This is a genomic window from Clostridium sp. BSD9I1, assembly GCF_900185645.1.
In the GTDB taxonomy this organism is placed as follows: Bacteria; Bacillota; Clostridia; order Clostridiales; family Clostridiaceae; genus Clostridium_AK.
Window position 1 is genome coordinate 106,842 of record NZ_FYAM01000027.1, and the last position, 17,703, is coordinate 124,544.

A 17,703-nucleotide genomic window follows, 5' to 3' on the forward strand; every position below is an offset into this window, starting at 1 on the left:
TTTAAGGCGGTTTATGACTATTGTTTTAATTAATATAGGGAGAATAGATTTATGAGATTTATATACTTATCAACTACAAAGGAAAAAGAATACGAAACAAAAGAAAGCACAATAAATTCATTCAAGGATTATTTAAGGGGCTCGTATAAGAAGTTCCATATAAGTGATGGTAAAATTGATAAAAATAAATTTGAAGTTAATGAAGATATATTTTTTCTCAGGGCTGAAAAAGTATTAGGATATTATACTTATAAAGTAATAGCATACTGCAAATCCAGGTCAGATATTAAAAAAACAGAGGAAAACGACTTGGATTTATATCCATACTATTTTGAAATAAACCCAAACAGTTTAAGGATATTTGTAGATGGGATTGATATAAAATATTTTCAGAATTTCGTTAATGATGCAAGTAATGGTATAAAAAAAGTAAATTTCACTGGCTCAATAAAAGGAAACCAATTTAATGGACCTACATCATGGATATACTTTGATAAAACAGATTCAGCTAAAATAATGGAATGGTTCAGAACAGTGATAATTGAAGAAAATATTCAAGTGATATGTAACCTATGATAGTTGAGAGGTGAAAATAATGCAAAATATTATAGTATGGTGTGCTGACGTAGGCTCAATAAAAAATAAAAGATTTGGATGGTGTAGAGCTGAATTAGGAACAGATGAAGGGCTTAGGTGTGGTATTAGTATTGAAGATTTTGCCATAGGTATAGCACAGGACTTATCAAATGGTTATAAAATTGCATTGGGATTTGAATGTCCTTTGTTTGTTCCTATTACAGATAACCCCATATATTTAACGAGCGGAAGGATAGGAGAAGGAGATAGACCTTGGAGTGCAGGGGCGGGTTGCGGTTCTTTAGCTACGGGACTAACTGAATGTGCATGGATATTGGCGAAGGTTAAGGACTCAGTTAAAAGTGAAATAAAGATAACATTCTCATGGGAAGAGTTCATTTCTAATTCCTTAAACCTATTTATTTGGGAGGCTTTTATTACTAAGAAATCGAAATCTGCAACGCATGATGGAGACGCACAGGTTGCTGTAAATGCTTTTATAAAACACTATCCTAACATTGTACAAGCTAATACCATTAGGGTAGATAACCCATATAACTTGATCGCGGCCGCTATATTAAGAGTAGGTATTTCCGAAAATATTAAACTATTAAAGCAATCGTGTATAGTAATTAAGGGATAATTAGAATATGAGTTTGAAATATTTAGGTATAAAAAGGTGGAGTACTAATGGATAACTTAACTGCAAGTATATTAGAGTATATAACTAAAAAGGATACTGATTATGCAATAATGATTGATGGAGATTGGGGAAGTGGAAAGACCTACTACTGGGACAATATAGTTAAAACTCAAATTGAGAATGTTAAAGTTGGAGGCAAAAATTATAAAACAATTTATATCTCCTTGTATGGCGTGGCAAGCTTAGACGAAATAAGTAAAAATATCTTTGTTCAGTCTTATACGCAAAAATATGGATGGTTTAGAAAGCTAAGAAAAAATAAAGTTATTAATAAAATACCAGAAATAGGTAAGATAGCTTTAAATGGAGCAGGACTATTGGGTTTATCTGTTGGTGATATTAATATTGATTTTTCAAAATTAACTTCATTTGGAAATATAGTATTGTGTTTTGATGATTTGGAGAGAGCAAATATTGAAGTATCAGAGGTACTTGGATATATTAATAATTTTGTAGAACATGACCATATTAAAACAATTATCATTGCAAATGAGAGGGAAATATCTGATAAATTAATTAAGCAAAATTTTGAAGCTAAGGCAATGACAGCAATTACCTTATTAGATAAGAGGAATGCTTTTAATGAAAATAACGATGTGTTTATGTCTAATAAGAAAAATGTAAGGGTAAGTCCAGAGATAATTATGGAGACTATTAGAGATACATTTGAAAGTAGTAATGAATATAAGAGAATTAAAGAAAAACTGGTTGGAAAGACATTCTTATATAAACCTAATTGTGAAAATATTATTGACAGTCTTATTGAGAACAGGGATAAAAAACTCTATGAGTTCTTAATGACAAACCATAAATTAATAATCGATACCTTTAATTTTAGTAATACAGGTAATTATAGAATACTTAGGCAAGCACTGAATGACTTTGATAGTATGTTTTCAGAAATAAATAAACATTATTTGAGTGTTAGTAATATAATTATGCAAACTCTTTTGATATTTACTTTAGCTCTTTCTTTAGAAACAAAATCGGGAAGATTGGATCCCAATATATTTAGAAGTATAAAATCAAGTCTTCAATATCAATCAGAAGTTTATGAGATGATGATGACAAGAAAAAAAAATGATTCAGAGATAGTAAACTTTAATAATAAATACTTTGGTGGTGTTTTTTTTAGAAAGGTTTTCTTTAAATTTGCTGAGGTTTATATAAGTACAGGTATTTTAGATAAGGAACTAATGTATAATGAAATTGATAGTTTAATAAGTGAAGCAGATACAAATAACATACCTCACTATAAGAAATTGTTTTACAATCCATATTGGGAGCTTAGTGACAGTGAATTTGACAAATCACTGGAACAAACATATTTAGATATAAAGAACGGAGATATATATTTTGTGTGTTACTTTAGGGGATATGTAACTTTTGTTTTAATGGAAAGACAAGGATTATTAAAAGAATATATGTTAGATTTTAAGCAAGTATTTTTAGACGGTCTGGAACTGGCTAAAAATAAGAATAGAGCATCAAAAGATTTGAGCATGGAATTTTTAGTTTCTGATGATGGCTCACTTTTAGAAGATGAAACCCTAAATACTATTAAAAGTAGAATTATTGAAATAAATAAACAAATACGAGAAGAGGAGAATAAGGTAGAAATTGAGGGGTTATTTAGTGTTTTAAAACAAGATGTAATAGAATTTGAGAGGATTGTGAAGAAAAGATTTTACATTTCTCCAATATTTTATTGCTATGACGTAAGTGAAATTTTAAATATTATTTTAAATATGCAGAATGGAGAAATAGTTTATTTTAGAAACTTTATTAAGGATAGATACAGAATTAATAATGAAAATTTACGAGAAGATTTTCACAATCTTAGGAGTTTAAAAAGACAACTTGATAAACATACAAACAACAAGCCAAATACTCTAAGTATTTCGAACATAAGAGAATTAAGCAAAACAATTAATGAGATTTGTAGTGAACATTAATTGAAAGAGACCAATTTAAAGGTCTCTTTTATAAATCATTCATTTGTTATATCTTTTATATAAGTAATTCATAGCCTTCTCTACTCGTTCATAATCATCACTACCTTGTGGATATGACGGACTTCTTCTTCCTGAAACTTTACCATTGTAAACCATCTGTATTTTGAATACGGGTACATCTTTATTCCATTTTTCTTTACCAAAAGCAATCCTATATGCAGTGTTTGCTGGGTGGGGTTCACTTGCTTTGACTAAAATATAGTCATCAGCTCTAAATATCTTTAACATAATAACACCTCCTAAAGCAATTGTATACCTTTTACAAACAAAGGTGAAATTTCAGGTGGGTGTGATTTTACAAGTATTTTCTGTAGGTTATATAAGAAGTTTATATTATATTTTGCTATAAAAGTATATAACGAAAGTCCTATACTTTTATAATGTTACTTATCAACGCTTTTAGAGCCAGATGTAACGAACGGTATCTATAGCGTCTTTACTCCTATACAATGTATAAGTATTCAAATCACAATATCAGTTTCCATATTTATTATTTATAATAATGACGATAAAATGAAACGGAGCGTAGAGTAGTTTCCGATATTATTATTTTTTATTGCAAAAATGTCTACCAAATAATCAGGGGTTAAGATACTTTTGAGTTTCCGTTTTTTTTATTTGTGAACAATTGTTGTTTAATTTAAATGTCATTTTATATAAGTAATATTGCTTAAAAATAAGCAATATTGCATGTAGGAAATGACATTTTTTTATTGCCAAAAAGAGGTGCCTTTATGAAGAATATCATCCGCAATTAGAAAGATAGTTATAGATGACTTTAATTCTTCTATTTTATATTTTGACATTAAGAATTTTTAGTATTATAATATTATACTGATGAGTATAAAAAACTTTGTTCTAATATAGAAAGGTATATTATTATGAAAGTAAGTATAAAAAAGATAACTAAGATGTATAAGATGGATTTAAAAAAAATTAGAGCCAGCTGGGCAACTATGATTATTGTAATGGGACTAGCTATATTACCGTCCTTATATGCATGGGTTAACATATATGCATCTTGGGATCCTTATTCTAATACTAAAGGCATAAAGGTGGGTATAGTAAACAACGATGTTGGAGGAAACATAAAAGGAATTGAATTTAATATTGGCAATGAGATAACGAAGATGCTTAAAGAAAATAAAAAATTAGGGTGGACATTCTATAAGGATGCAGATGAGGGAATTAAAAAGGCTGAAGAAGGAGAAGTATATGCAACCATAATAATACCGAGTGATTTTTCTTTAGAAATGAGCACACTGTTGGATAAAAAGCCTGTAAAGCCTAGCCTTGAATATTATGTAAATCAAAAAATTAATGCAATTGCCCCTAAGATGACTGATTCTGGTGCTTCAACTTTACAAAAAGAAATAAGTCAATCCTTTATAGAGACGGTTACTAAGAAGTTGTTTGAAATACTAAATAAAGCAGGAGTTAAAATAGACGAAAATTACGATAAAATAGAAAAATATAAGGGCACATTATATGCGATAAATGATAATTATCCAAACATAAATAAGACTTTAGACAAATTAATTGAAAAATCGGAGGGAACCTTTGTAAATATAGATAAGACTTCGGACAATATTACATTTATTCAAAATACTTTAAATAAAACTATACAGCTTAACGAGGACCTTAGCAAAAACTTAACTAACAAAAGCAATAAAATTGAAGATGTATCCCATGATGTAAAAGAAAATTTATCTATTATGGAAAATACTTTTTCAAAAATATCAACTACTACGGATGACCTTAGCAATAAACTCTCCATATATAAACCTGATATGCTAGCAGATATAGATGATGCAATATCAGAAGCTAATAGGCTTAGTGATGAAATGAAAGAAGTATCCAAGGACTTAGCTGATTTAGGTGAAGATGCACCTAAAGATTTAAGAGAACAATCTGATAAAATCATAAAAGACTTAAAAACTTACCAGGATCTTCTTAACACTTTAAAAAATTCTATATTATCTATAAGTGATAATAGTATAGATTTGTTAGATTCGGTAGTTGATTTAAATGACTCTATTTTAAAGGAATTTAAAGATGTTAATGATAAAATAGATAAGATATTAAAACCTGTAGATAATTTGCTGGACAGAGAAACTTTTTCAACAATCAGAAATAAGCTGAAAAATGTAGAAGATGATCTTTACGACGTTAGTAAGACAATAAAAAGAATAAGGAATACTTTGAAATATACTTCTAATGAAATAGAAAGTAGTGTTGATAGTATAAATGCTCAAATAGATGATATAAAAGGTTTAATACAAAGAAGTTCAAAAGAAATTGGTGATACAACCTCAGAAAAGGCATCTAAAGTATCTTCCGATTTCAAAAGAATAAGTGAAAATTTGGATAAGCTTAAAGGGCAGCTTACTACACTTAAAAGTAATCTTGCTAATAACAATAATGTTGAAAACATGCTTCCAGAAATATCAAAATTGACTCTTAATATATCAAATGACTTGAGCAAACTCAGCAATAGTCTTAATAGTGATATTGTACCTCAAGTTCAGGAAGCTCTACAAAAGGGAGCAGAGGGGGCTCTTGATTTAAACACTATGATTAAAAATATGAAGGATGATATGAACTTTTTAAAGGATTTTCTTTCGGACATATCATCACAAGGGAAAATAGCTGTAAAAGACATAAAAGATTTTCAAAAGCGAAATAAAGATATAGAAAAAAGAATTAGTGACATTACATCCAAAGTAAAGGCCTTTGACAATGAAGTAGATGTGAAAGATATTATGAGATTGCTTAAAACTGATGGGGATACAGAAGGGGATTTCTTAGCGCTTCCGGTTAATTTAAAAACCCATAACCTATTCCCAGTGGCAAACTATGGTGCTGGATTAACTCCTTTTTATACTACTCTTAGCTTATGGGTAGGTGCACTGCTTTTATCTGCTTTATTAAGTGTTAAATTTCATAATGGAGATTTTAGCTTTAATCCAAGAGAAGAGTACTTTGGCAAATACTTGCTATTTGTTTCTGTAGCTATAGTACAAGCGTTGATAGTTTCTATAGGAGATATATTTGTATTAGGTGTAAAAGTTCAATTTCCTATGCTTTTTATAGGTTTAGCAGTATATCAAAGTATAATATTTACCACTATAGTATATACATTGGTATCTTTGTTTAACAATGTTGGTAAGGCTATTGGAATTGTATTTTTAGTTTTTCAATTGGCTGGTTCTGGTGGAACATTCCCTATACAAGTCACTCCTAACTTATTCCAAAAAATACATTATGTGCTACCATTTACTTATGGCATAAGTGCTATGAGGGAGGCCCTTGCAGGAGTAACATATTCAACTTTATCAAAAGATATAATTGTATTATCTGTATTTTTCTTGATGTTTTTGGTGCTTGGATACATTTTGAAGTTAAGAACAACCAAACTATTTTCAAAATTAACACCTATGCTTAATGATTCAGGGGTTATTGGACACTAATATTATGGGGGGCCAAGGGTAATTTGAAAAGATTTAGAGTTTTTATTAGTGCATTTTCTATTATATTTCTCTTTGTTCTAATAGCTAGAAAATATTCTTACGATAGTGTAGTCTTATATAAGGCTTTTAACAAGACTGAAAAGGTTAATTCAATGAAAAGTGATACAGATATAATTTTAAGGGTTTCTGGAGAGAATATGACAGAAAAAGAGAAGGAAGACTTTCAAAGCCTTCTCCCAATGTTAAGCATGTTAAAATTATCGCTAGACACCAATTCTGCGGAAAATGACAAAAACACCGGCATGAGAATAGAAAGTGACATTAATGCTAAGTTCAAGGCTATGTCCTTTCATTCAAAAGTCTGGATTGATAATGATTTCGCTGAAGAACAGACTAGGCTTGAAGCAGTAATCAGCAGACCTTCATTATTTAATATTATTGAAATAAACTCCAAAAATTCTAAGGCATATATTAAAATGGAGTTTAACAAAATGAATGATAAGAATAATGTTTCTTTGCCGAATCATGGAAAGATGCTTAATTCTAGCAGTTATTCTCATGCTGATTTTTTTGATTTTATAAATAAATATATTAAGGAAGCTGACAGCTCTTCTAATAAAATTGAAAAGGTGGCAATTGAAAGCACGGATGAACATAATGGTGAAGAACATGTGGATATATATAATATACAATTAGATGATAAAGTTACTAAGTTTCTTCTTAGTGACATTGTCTCTAACCTAAAGAAAGATAAAGATACTGTAGAGTTTATTAAAAGAATTAAGGATTCTTTTATTTTGCTTCCGGAACTTAAGGTAGATAGTAAAAATGAAGATAAAAAAGAATTTTATAAAGCTATAAATGTTATTCATGATAATATACCTCTATATTGTAATATTATAGTAAACATTTTAGACAATATAGATACTTTCAATATTAATGAGGAAAGAGGAATAAAGTTAAGGTGCGGAGTTAATTCTAAAGGATATCTAGTAAGCGAAAGCATAATTTTAAAACTAAAGATTGATTTATCCAACATGAAAAACTTAATTAACAATGAGGAAGAAAAAAAATATACAGGAGTATACACTATTAACATAGAATTTAATAATAAACTTAATAATATTAATGAAGGAAAGAAAATCGATTTTCCGGTATTAAATAAGGAGAATTGCATAGATTACTTTAAGTGGACTAAATAGGCTTGGTAAAAGTTGCTGAGAGGATTATTTTATCAATGATTTCCATTAAATATTAGGGCACTAGTTGCACCAAATCAAGGCTTTTTTCCTAAGTATACAGATGGAATATATAATGATGGGGTAACGACAATGGTTGTAAGCAGAGGGTTAGGAAACAGCATTTTTCCTCTGTGAATTTTTAATCAGCCAGAGTTAGTGGTGGTTACTTTGAAAAAATAGTAAGTCTATATTATGCATATTTACATTTACGTAAATTAAAAGAATTTGCGGATAATCTAAAAGTTATTATAGATAAGTTTAGTATATAAGAAAAAAGCTTAGATAAGAATAGAGTCCCTAGTGAAAATTAATTACTAGGGGCTTTCTTTATGTACTATTATAAAAAGTATTTTGATATAATGATATTACCAGAAAATTGATGGGAAGTGAGAAATATGAAAAATGATTTTTATGACAGGTTGAGTATTAATCCAATAATAGCTGCTGTAAAGGACCTGACTACCCTAGAAAAGGCTATAGAATCCCCTTGTGAGGTAATTTTTTTGCTTACGGGGAATATATGCAATATTAAAAATATAGTTAGTAGAGTAAAAGCAAAAGATAAAAAAATATATATACATATAGATTTAATGGAGGGATTTGCAAGAGATTCTTATGCATTAACCTATATAAAAGAAAATATAAAACCTGATGGAATAATAACAACTAAATCTAACTTAATAAAGATAGCTAAGGAACTAAAAATTTTCGCTATACAACGATTATTTATAATAGATAGCTTATCCTTAAAAAGTGGAATACATTCTATAAACGCTATAAGACCAGATGCTATAGAAATTATGCCGGGAGTTATGCCTAAGATAACAAAGGAGATAAAACGGCAGGTGAATGTGCCTATAATCACTGGAGGATTAATAAGTGACAAAGAAGACGTAATAGGAAGTATTAATGCAGGAGCACTAGGTATATCTACAAGTAAAGAATATATATGGAATATGTAGAAAAAACATTGTGAAAAGGTTTTCTAGAGCTCTTGACTATAAAAAAAAATAGTGTTATAGTAGATATATAAAATATAATATTAAAAGGCAGAGTATAGAGAGCCATGATTTTAAAGGATATAATTGGATATCCTTTTGAGTCATGGCTTTTTTTAATTAAAGAGGGAGGAAAAATATGTTTGATGTAGTTGTTATTGGAGCTGGGGTTATAGGCTGTAGTATCGCAAGGGAACTATCAAGATATAATTTGAAGATTTGCGTATTAGAAAAGGGAGCAGATGTAGCAACAGGCACGTCTAAAGCTAACAGCGGGATAGTACATGCAGGCTTCGATGCTAAGCCAAATACACTAAAAGGAAAGCTAAATGCAAAAGGAAATTCTATGTTTGATATGCTTTCAAAAGAATTGGACTTCCCATTTAAGAGAAATGGATCTTTAGTCTTATGTTTCGACCAAAATGATATTGATAAATTAGAGGAACTAAAGATAAAAGGTGAAAATAATGCTGTACCAGGCATCAAAATATTAAATAAAGAAGAAGTATTAAAGCTAGAGCCAAGTATAAATGACAATATAGTAGCAGCTTTATATGCACCAACTGGAGGAATCGTATGTCCTTACGAGATGACTATAGCTTATGCTGAAAATGCATATACAAATGGAGTGGAATTCAAGTTAAATACTGAAGTTAAAAATATAGAAAAGTATCAAGAAGAATTTGTTATTGAAACCAGTGAAGGAAACTTTAAAAGTAAAATGGTTATAAATGCAGCTGGATTATTTGCAGATGATTTAAATAATATGATAAGCAAAAATAAGATAAACATCCTAGCTAGAAAGGGAGAATACTGTCTTTTTGATAAAACTGCTGGTGCTATGGCAACAAGAACTCTTTTCCAACTTCCAACAAAGATGGGTAAGGGAGTGCTAGTAACATCAACGGTAGACGGAAACTTGCTTATAGGACCCAATGCAGTAGATGTGGAAGATAAGTCAGATATATGCACATCTCAAGAAGGCTTGGATGATGTATTAGATAAAGCAAAAATAACTTTAAGAGAAGTTCCAATGAAACAAGTCATTACATCATTTTCAGGGCTTAGAGCCCACAGTACTATAGATGATTTTATAATATCAGAAGCTGAGGATGTAAAAGGATTTATAAATGTAGCAGGAATAGAATCACCAGGCCTTTCAAGTGCGCCGGCCATAGCAAAGATGATTGAAGATATGGTGGTTCAAAAGCTTTCTCCAACTAAAAATCAGAAGTTTAATCCTGTAAGACAAGGAATTCCTAAGTTTAGAGAAATGAATAACGAAGAAAGAAAGAACTTAATTAGCAAGGACCCATCTTATGGAAAAATGATATGCAGATGTGAAACAGTAACAGAAGGAGAAATACTAAGTGCTATAAAAAGACCACTTGGAGCAAGAGACTTAGATGGAGTTAAAAGAAGAACGAGAGCAGGTATGGGAAGATGCCAATCAGGTTTCTGCTCAACAAAGATAGTTACAATACTATCAAGAGAATTAAATATACCTGAGATTGAGATAACTAAGTTTGGTGGAGACTCTAGGTTGCTAATAGGTAGAAATAAAGAAATATAGTTTGGGGGAGTGGAAAATGAGACAGCACGATTTAGTGATAATAGGTGGAGGTCCTGCAGGTCTTGCTGCAGCAGTAGGGGCAAGAGAAGAAGGGACAGAAGATATATTAATATTGGAGAGAGACAATTGCCTTGGGGGAATACTAAATCAATGTATTCATAATGGATTTGGACTTCATACTTTTAAGGAAGAACTTACAGGACCAGAGTATGCTGAAAGATTTATAGATAAGGTAAAAGAAATGAATGTACCATATAAATTAAATACTATGGTTATAGATATAAACAAGGATAAAGTTATAACGGCAGTTAACGAAGAGGATGGTATTTTAGAAATTAAAGCAAAAGCTATAATTTTGGCTATGGGATGTCGGGAAAGACCAAGAGGAGCTATAAATATACCGGGAAGTAGATGTGCAGGCATATATTCTGCAGGGGCTGCTCAAAAGTTTGTAAATATTGATGGATACATGCCAGGTAAGGAAGTAGTTATCCTTGGTTCTGGAGATATAGGACTTATAATGGCAAGAAGAATGACTTTAGAAGGTGCTAAGGTCAAGGCTGTTGTTGAACTTATGCCATATTCGGGAGGACTTAAGAGAAATATTGTTCAATGTTTAGATGACTTTGGTATTCCGTTAAAGCTTGCCCATACTGTTACTGATATAAAAGGAAAAGACAGACTTGAAGGAGTTACTATAGCAAAGGTAGATGAAAATCGCAGACCTATAAAAGGAACAAAAGAGTACATTCCTTGTGATACTCTGCTTTTATCTGTAGGTCTTGTTCCAGAAAATGAGTTATCTGCAAAAGCTGATGTGGAGTTATCACAAGTTACAGGAGGTCCAATAGTTAACGAAAGCCTTCAAACTAATATTGAAGGGGTTTTTGCTTGCGGGAATGTGCTTCATGTTCATGACTTAGTTGATTATGTTACAGAGGAAAGTGTAAATGCAGGAAAAAATGCTGTGAAATATATAAAGGGACAGACTTTTAATAAGGCAGGAATAGAGGTAATTGCAACAAATGGAGCTAGATACACTGTTCCTAAATTTATTAATCCAGAAAACATAGATAAGCTAATAGATTTAAGATTTAGAGTTGGAGATGTTTACAAAGATAGCTATGTTTCTATTTACTTCGATGAAGTAAGAGAGATGCATATGAAGAAAAGAATACTTACGCCAGGGGAAATGGAAACAGTAAAACTTACAAAGGCACTATTTGAAAAACATCCGAATTGTAAGAAGATTACTGTTAAGGTGGAAGGAGAGTAATAGTTATGAGTGAAAGAAGAGAGTTAACATGCATTGGTTGTCCGGTAGGGTGTATGTTAGAAGTTACATTAGAAAATGGAGCAGTAATAGATGTAAAGGGGAATACATGCCTAATAGGAAAGAACTATGCAGAAAAAGAGTGTACTAATCCTACAAGAATAGTTACTTCCTCTGTTAAAGTAAGAAATGGAGAGATTAATGCAGTTTCTGTAAAAACAGAGTCAGATATTCCAAAGAGTAAAATAATGCAGTGCATAGAAGAACTTAAAGGTATAGTTGTGGAGGCACCTGTCGATATAGGTGACATTATAGTGGCAAATGTTGCTGAAACAGGGGTTAATGTTATTGCTACTAAGGGTATTGCAAAACAAAACTAGATGGTATATAATACAAATATAGAGAATTTTTAGAAAATATTTCGGTAAAATAAGATAGCGTAGGCGGAGATATGAGAGCCATTGTTAAGAAGGGGATAAAGTCCTTTTCTTAATGATGGCTTTTTTTAATCTTCATATTCAACCGCCTTATAAAAACGGTTTCAATTATATATTAGTTATTGAGTTTATATCAAATAGATATAAATTTAATATAAAAAATAACAAGGACTAAGGGGGAGTAGTTATGTCTAGTCTTATGGGTGAGTTTTTAGGGACAATGCTGTTGATTCTACTAGGTGATGGTGTAGTGGCAGGTGTAGCTTTGAACAAAAGTAAAGCCCAAAATGCTGGATGGATGGTTGTAACCGCTGCCTGGGCATGCGCAGTTGCAATTCCAGCATTCATATTTGGCTCTGTAAGTGGGGCACATTTTAATCCAGCACTTACAATAGCTTTAGCGGCCATTGGGAATTTTTCTTGGGCACAAGTTCCAGGATATATAATCGCTCAATTTTTAGGAGCTATTGTAGGAGCTACTTTAGTATGGCTTGCTTATTTACCACATTGGGCAGAAACAGAAGATAAGTCAGCAAAACTGGGAGTATTTTGTACAGCACCAGCAATAAGAAATACTACAGGAAATCTTATAACTGAAATAATAGGTACTTTTGTATTAGTATTTGGAATTTTAGGACTTGGTCAAGTTAAGATGGCAGATGGACTTGGAACTTTAGCAGTAGGATTGTTGATATTAGTTATAGGTCTTTCTTTAGGAGCACCTACAGGATATGCTATAAATCCAGCTAGAGATTTAGGACCTCGTATAGCACATGCAATACTTCCGATAGCAGGAAAGGGAGATTCTGATTGGGGATATTCATGGATACCAGTTATAGGACCAGTTATAGGAGCATTAATTGGAGCTATATTATTTGTAATAGTATTTTAATGTAAATGTTATTAATCAATATTGGATAATATGAAAACCTTTAAATAAGTATTTGGGAATGAAGGGGAGGAAAATAAAATGGAAAAAGAAAAGTATATAATGGCGCTAGATCAAGGTACAACAAGTTCAAGATGTATAATATTCAATAAGCAAGGTGAAATAGTTGCCGTATCACAAAAGGAATTTACTCAAATATATCCCAAAGCAGGTTGGGTTGAGCATAATGCAATGGAAATTTGGGGAACACAGGCTGGTGTTGCAGGAGAAGCATTAGCAAAGGCAAGCCTAGATGCAACTGATATTGCATCCATAGGTATTACCAATCAAAGAGAAACGGTAGTAGTGTGGAATAAGAGAACAGGAATCCCTGTATATAATGCTATTGTATGGCAATGTAGAAGAACTGCAGAATATTGTGATGAGTTAAGAGGAAAAGGCTTTGATAAAGTAGTAAAGGATAAGACAGGCCTTATTTTAGATGCATATTTCTCAGGAACAAAGGTTAAATGGATACTAGATAATGTTCCAGGAGCTAGAGAAAAAGCAGAAAATGGAGAATTACTTTTCGGTAATATAGATACATGGCTAATTTGGAATTTAACAAAGGGAAAGGTTCATGCAACTGATTATACAAATGCCTCAAGAACAATGCTTTACAATATACATGAACTAAAATGGGATGATGAACTTTTAGAAGAACTTAATATACCAAAATCAATGCTTCCAGAAGTAAAACCTTCCAGCGCTATCTATGGAGAAACTGATGAACTTATATTTGGATCACCAATTATAATAGGTGGAGTTGCTGGAGACCAACAAGCAGCATTATTCGGACAAGTTTGTTGTTCAGAAGGTATGGCTAAGAACACATACGGAACAGGATGTTTCTTGCTTATGAATACTGGAAAGAAGCCTGTAGAATCTAAAAATGGATTGCTTACAACTATGGCTGCTTGCTATAATGGAACTCCAGAATATGCTCTTGAAGGAAGTATATTTGTAGGTGGAGCAGTTATTCAATGGATTCGTGATGAGCTTAGAATGATTAAAAGTGCAGCAGAGTCTGAAAAATATGCAGAAGCAGTTGAAGATTCTAATGGAGTATATGTAGTGCCAGCTTTTGTTGGACTTGGAGCACCTTATTGGGATGCATACGCAAGGGGAACTATAGTAGGGCTTACAAGAGGAGCTAAGAAGGAACACTTTATAAGAGCAGCATTAGAATCTTTAGCATATCAAACACATGATGTATTAAAGGCTATGGAAGAAGATTCAGGAGTAAAATTACAGACATTAAAGGTTGATGGAGGAGCATGTGCTAACAATTTCTTAATGCAGTTCCAAGCTGATATATTAGATACACCAGTTCAAAGACCAGAAGTTATAGAAACTACAGCACTTGGTGCAGCATATTTGGCAGGGCTTGCAGTGAAATACTGGAATGATTTAGATGATATATGTTCAAGCTGTAAGACATCAAAGACTTTCACACCTAACATGGAAGAAGAAAAGAGAGAAAAGCTTGTTGCTGGATGGCATAAGGCAGTTGGAAGATCACAGGAATGGGAAAAATAATTAAATAATTAAAATATATGTGAAGCAATAAAAAAGTTGAGTGTGATTAAGCTATATTAATCAATACTCAACTTTTTTTATTTGCAAACAAATGTTTAAAAAAAAGATGAATTTTATTAAAATTAAATTTAAATGGTAAAATATCAATAATATTGGAAGCAATATCATAAATTAAGATGACATTTTGTCGTATATAAGACATTTTTAAGAAAAAATGTTATATAAATTCTACGGTTCGTCATCAAAACCCTTACTTCGACTAATATGACATGATATAATTCTTTTACTTATTATATAAATTTAATATAAGAGAAATTGAAAATAGCAAATCCATCGAAAGTTGGAGACGCAAAGCCATGAGTCTAAAGCAAATTAAATTGCCATGATAGTCAGGTTGCCAATAAAATGATAGTAATTAATCATAGCAGGCAATATCTTATTGTCTGCCATTTTTATTTTAGTCATAGAAAAGGAGAGAGATAGTAATGAAAAAAGTACTTATAGTTGATGATGCAGCATTTATGAGAATGAGTTTAAAATCTATGCTTGAAAGAAATGGTTTTGAGGTAGTTGGCGAAGCTGAGAATGGAGATGTTGGTGTAAAAAAATATCTTCAGCTAAAGCCTGATGTTGTAACTATGGATATAACGATGCCTGAAAAAGATGGTGTTGAAGCGTTGAAAGAAATTAAATCACTTGATCCAAATGCAAAGGTTGTTATGGTTTCAGCAATGGGGCAGGAAAAGTTTATACGTGAATCTGTAATGCTTGGAGCTAAGTCATTTATAGTAAAACCTTTTAAAGAGGAACATGTAATAAAAATTTTAGCACAGGTGATGGGAATTTAAACAATACATTTAAGAAAGGGGTGAATTAGTTGTCAGATAATTTCAGTCAGGAACCTCTACTCGATATGTATATATTTGAAACTACGCAGCTTATTGAACAACTTGAACAGATTATAATAAACAATGAAAAATCAGGTTGCTTTAAAGAAGATGCAATTAATGAAGTTTTTAGAATCATGCATACGATAAAAGGTTCCTCTGCCATGATGACCTTTGATAATATAACAACAGTTGCGCACTCTATGGAAGATCTATTCTTCTTTATCCGTGAAAACGAACGCATAAATGTTGACTGCTCAAAACTTTCTGATATAGTTCTGAATGGGATTGATTTTGCTAAGGCTGAAGTGAGCAAGGTTATTGATAAGAAAAAACCTGATGGAGATGCATCTTTGCTTATCTCTGATATAAATAATTTTTTATCAGAGTTAAAGCAAAGCAATGAGATATTATGCAATAAAGAAACAAGGGAAAGGGTAATACAAACCGTTAATGAGCCAAAAAACTTTATAAATTTAGTAGCCTATGATGTTTCAAAGGAAAACGAGTTTAAATCTATAATTTATTTTGAAGAAGGCTGTGAAATGGAGGATATCAGGGCATTTAGTATAATACAGGATCTTAAGGATCTAGTAGAAGAAGTTCACCATGTACCTGAAGAAGTTTTTGAAAACGAGAATTGTATTGATATTATCCGTAAGGATGGGTTTAAAATATTTTTTAAAACATGCAAGGATTATGAAGAAATAAACAAATTTTTTATGAATTTAGCTTTAATAAGAGATTTTGAACTTATTCAAGTAAAGGATAGCGAGAAATTTGATCAATTGTATAAAGATGAACAGATTCATATAGACGAAAGTTCTGTAAAAGTTCCAAAAATCCAAGGTAAGTATATAGGTGATAGTAAAAAAGTTGAACAATCTACCAATTCGCATCATAGCATAATTAGCGTGAATGTTGATAAGCTTGATAAGCTTATGAATATAGTAGGGGAACTGGTTATTTCTGAGGCTATGGTTATTCAAAATCCTGATTTAAAAGGCTTGACTATTGATAATTTCCAAAAGGCTGCAAGACAGCTTCAAAAAATTACTAGCGAACTTCAGGATGTTGTTATGTCTATACGAATGGTGCCATTGGCTGCGACCTTTAAAAAGATGAATAGAATTGTTCGAGATATGTCCAAAAAGTTATCAAAAGAAGTTAGACTTGAAATCATAGGGGAAGATACAGAAGTTGATAAAAATATTATAGAACATATCTCTGATCCTATTATACATCTTGTTAGAAATTCTATCGACCATGGGCTAGAAACTCCAGAAGTGAGGATGGCAAAAGGTAAGTCTAAAATTGGAACAGTTACTTTAGAGGCAAAAAATGAGGGCAGCGATGTATTTATAATTATCAAGGATGATGGTAAGGGATTAAATCGAGAAAAAATACTTGCAAAGGCAAAAGAGAATGGGCTTATTAATAAACCTGAAAATGAGATTTCAGATAAAGAAGTGTTCTCATATATTTTCCTTCCGGGGTTTTCTACTAATAGTGAAGTAACGGAGTATTCCGGGCGTGGTGTTGGCATGGATGTAGTAACCAAAAACATCAGTGCAGTTGGAGGGAATGTTTCAATTGATAGTATACCTAATAAGGGAACTACTATAACATTAAAAATACCACTTACTCTTGCAATTATGGATGGAATGACGATAAGAGTGGGAGAATCAACTTATACTTTACCGCTTATAAGCATTAAAGAATCCTTTAAACCAAAAGAAGAAGATATAATCACTGATCCGGATGGTAATAAAATGATTATGATTAGAGGAGAATGTTATCCTATTTTAAAATTGCATGAATTGTATAAAGTAAAGACTAAAGTAACAGATATTCAAGATGGAATTATGCTAATGATCAATAATGAAGGTAAAAATATTTGTATCTTTGCTGACAAGTTAATTGGTGAGCAGCAAGTGGTTGTAAAGGCATTGCCGGAATATATTAAAAAGTTAAATAAGGCAAGAGGACTATCAGGTTGTACGTTACTTGGAGATGGAAGTATTAGTTTAATATTAGATGTTTCAGAATTAGTTAATTATTAA

14 protein-coding genes, 1 pseudogene and 1 riboswitch are annotated in these 17,703 nt (G+C 31.4%); of the genes and pseudogenes, 14 read left to right on the forward strand and 1 reads right to left on the reverse strand.

The genetic code is table 11. The annotated features are described in order from the left end of the window. The first annotated feature begins 51 nt into the window (after positions 1-51). Genes BSD9I1_RS17460 through BSD9I1_RS17470 form a run of 3 tightly spaced genes read left to right on the forward strand, consistent with a single transcriptional unit; the run spans position 52 to position 3,234 of the window. Positions 52-576, forward strand: a complete 525-nt coding sequence (locus tag BSD9I1_RS17460; protein WP_186431378.1) for a hypothetical protein — start codon at positions 52-54, stop codon at positions 574-576. A 19-nt stretch (positions 577-595) separates the two neighbouring features. Beyond that, entirely contained in the window at positions 596-1,219 is a 624-nt protein-coding gene (locus BSD9I1_RS17465; RefSeq protein WP_186431379.1) for a hypothetical protein, read from the forward strand. A 47-nt stretch (positions 1,220-1,266) separates the two neighbouring features. Then, entirely contained in the window at positions 1,267-3,234 is a 1,968-nt protein-coding gene (locus tag BSD9I1_RS17470; RefSeq protein WP_186431380.1) for a P-loop NTPase fold protein, read from the forward strand. A 39-nt stretch (positions 3,235-3,273) separates the two neighbouring features. Here BSD9I1_RS17470 and BSD9I1_RS17475 read toward each other — a convergent pair whose 3' ends face one another. Next, entirely contained in the window at positions 3,274-3,522 is a 249-nt protein-coding gene (locus BSD9I1_RS17475; RefSeq protein WP_186431381.1) for a hypothetical protein, read from the reverse strand. 653 nt (positions 3,523-4,175) lie between these two features. Between BSD9I1_RS17475 and BSD9I1_RS17480 the strand changes: the two genes are divergently transcribed. From BSD9I1_RS17480 to BSD9I1_RS17525, 11 genes and pseudogenes are all read left to right on the forward strand, one after another. Continuing rightward, positions 4,176-6,764, forward strand: coding sequence for a YhgE/Pip domain-containing protein (locus BSD9I1_RS17480; protein WP_186431382.1), 2,589 nt, complete (start codon positions 4,176-4,178; stop codon positions 6,762-6,764). A gap of 23 nt (positions 6,765-6,787) precedes the next feature. Beyond that, the gene (locus tag BSD9I1_RS17485) at positions 6,788-7,966 is read left to right on the forward strand and encodes a hypothetical protein (protein WP_186431383.1); all 1,179 of its coding nucleotides are present in this window, start codon (positions 6,788-6,790) and stop codon (positions 7,964-7,966) included. Positions 7,967-8,017: 51 nt separating this feature from the next. Then, positions 8,018-8,140 (forward strand): annotated as a pseudogene (locus tag BSD9I1_RS18975) (metallophosphoesterase); the annotation flags it as partial. Positions 8,141-8,400: 260 nt separating this feature from the next. Further along, a complete protein-coding gene (locus BSD9I1_RS17490; RefSeq protein ID WP_186431384.1) occupies positions 8,401-8,967 on the forward strand; it encodes a glycerol-3-phosphate responsive antiterminator in 567 nt (188 codons plus the stop codon). Between the two features lie 175 nt (positions 8,968-9,142). Then, positions 9,143-10,576, forward strand: a complete 1,434-nt coding sequence (locus tag BSD9I1_RS17495; RefSeq protein ID WP_186431385.1) for an NAD(P)/FAD-dependent oxidoreductase — start codon at positions 9,143-9,145, stop codon at positions 10,574-10,576. 16 nt (positions 10,577-10,592) lie between these two features. Continuing rightward, a complete protein-coding gene (locus BSD9I1_RS17500; RefSeq protein WP_186431386.1) occupies positions 10,593-11,852 on the forward strand; it encodes an NAD(P)/FAD-dependent oxidoreductase in 1,260 nt (419 codons plus the stop codon). Positions 11,853-11,857: 5 nt separating this feature from the next. Beyond that, positions 11,858-12,229 (forward strand): DUF1667 domain-containing protein, encoded by a 372-nt coding sequence (locus tag BSD9I1_RS17505; RefSeq protein WP_186431387.1) that lies wholly within the window; start codon positions 11,858-11,860, stop codon positions 12,227-12,229. 244 nt (positions 12,230-12,473) lie between these two features. Beyond that, entirely contained in the window at positions 12,474-13,178 is a 705-nt protein-coding gene (locus tag BSD9I1_RS17510; RefSeq protein WP_186431388.1) for an MIP/aquaporin family protein, read from the forward strand. A 78-nt stretch (positions 13,179-13,256) separates the two neighbouring features. Next, complete coding sequence (gene glpK / locus BSD9I1_RS17515) at positions 13,257-14,753, forward strand: glycerol kinase GlpK (protein WP_186431389.1); 1,497 nt, start codon at positions 13,257-13,259, stop codon at positions 14,751-14,753. Positions 14,754-15,066: 313 nt separating this feature from the next. Then, positions 15,067-15,155: riboswitch (cyclic di-GMP riboswitch) on the forward strand. Positions 15,156-15,238: 83 nt separating this feature from the next. Beyond that, the gene (locus BSD9I1_RS17520; RefSeq protein ID WP_186431390.1) at positions 15,239-15,601 is read left to right on the forward strand and encodes a response regulator; all 363 of its coding nucleotides are present in this window, start codon (positions 15,239-15,241) and stop codon (positions 15,599-15,601) included. 29 nt (positions 15,602-15,630) lie between these two features. After that, positions 15,631-17,703: a chemotaxis protein CheA gene (locus tag BSD9I1_RS17525; protein WP_186431391.1), complete on the forward strand. Its 2,073-nt coding sequence runs from the start codon at positions 15,631-15,633 to the stop codon at positions 17,701-17,703.

Coding starts and splice junctions, on each gene's coding strand:
- BSD9I1_RS17460 (WP_186431378.1), top strand. CDS start 52: ATGAGATTTATATACTTATCAACTACAAAGGAAAAAGAATACGAAACA.
- BSD9I1_RS17465 (WP_186431379.1), top strand. CDS start 596: ATGCAAAATATTATAGTATGGTGTGCTGACGTAGGCTCAATAAAAAAT.
- BSD9I1_RS17470 (WP_186431380.1), top strand. CDS start 1,267: ATGGATAACTTAACTGCAAGTATATTAGAGTATATAACTAAAAAGGAT.
- BSD9I1_RS17475 (WP_186431381.1), bottom strand. CDS start 3,522: ATGTTAAAGATATTTAGAGCTGATGACTATATTTTAGTCAAAGCAAGT.
- BSD9I1_RS17480 (WP_186431382.1), top strand. CDS start 4,176: ATGAAAGTAAGTATAAAAAAGATAACTAAGATGTATAAGATGGATTTA.
- BSD9I1_RS17490 (WP_186431384.1), top strand. CDS start 8,401: ATGAAAAATGATTTTTATGACAGGTTGAGTATTAATCCAATAATAGCT.
- BSD9I1_RS17495 (WP_186431385.1), top strand. CDS start 9,143: ATGTTTGATGTAGTTGTTATTGGAGCTGGGGTTATAGGCTGTAGTATC.
- BSD9I1_RS17500 (WP_186431386.1), top strand. CDS start 10,593: ATGAGACAGCACGATTTAGTGATAATAGGTGGAGGTCCTGCAGGTCTT.
- BSD9I1_RS17505 (WP_186431387.1), top strand. CDS start 11,858: ATGAGTGAAAGAAGAGAGTTAACATGCATTGGTTGTCCGGTAGGGTGT.
- BSD9I1_RS17510 (WP_186431388.1), top strand. CDS start 12,474: ATGTCTAGTCTTATGGGTGAGTTTTTAGGGACAATGCTGTTGATTCTA.
- glpK (WP_186431389.1), top strand. CDS start 13,257: ATGGAAAAAGAAAAGTATATAATGGCGCTAGATCAAGGTACAACAAGT.
- BSD9I1_RS17520 (WP_186431390.1), top strand. CDS start 15,239: ATGAAAAAAGTACTTATAGTTGATGATGCAGCATTTATGAGAATGAGT.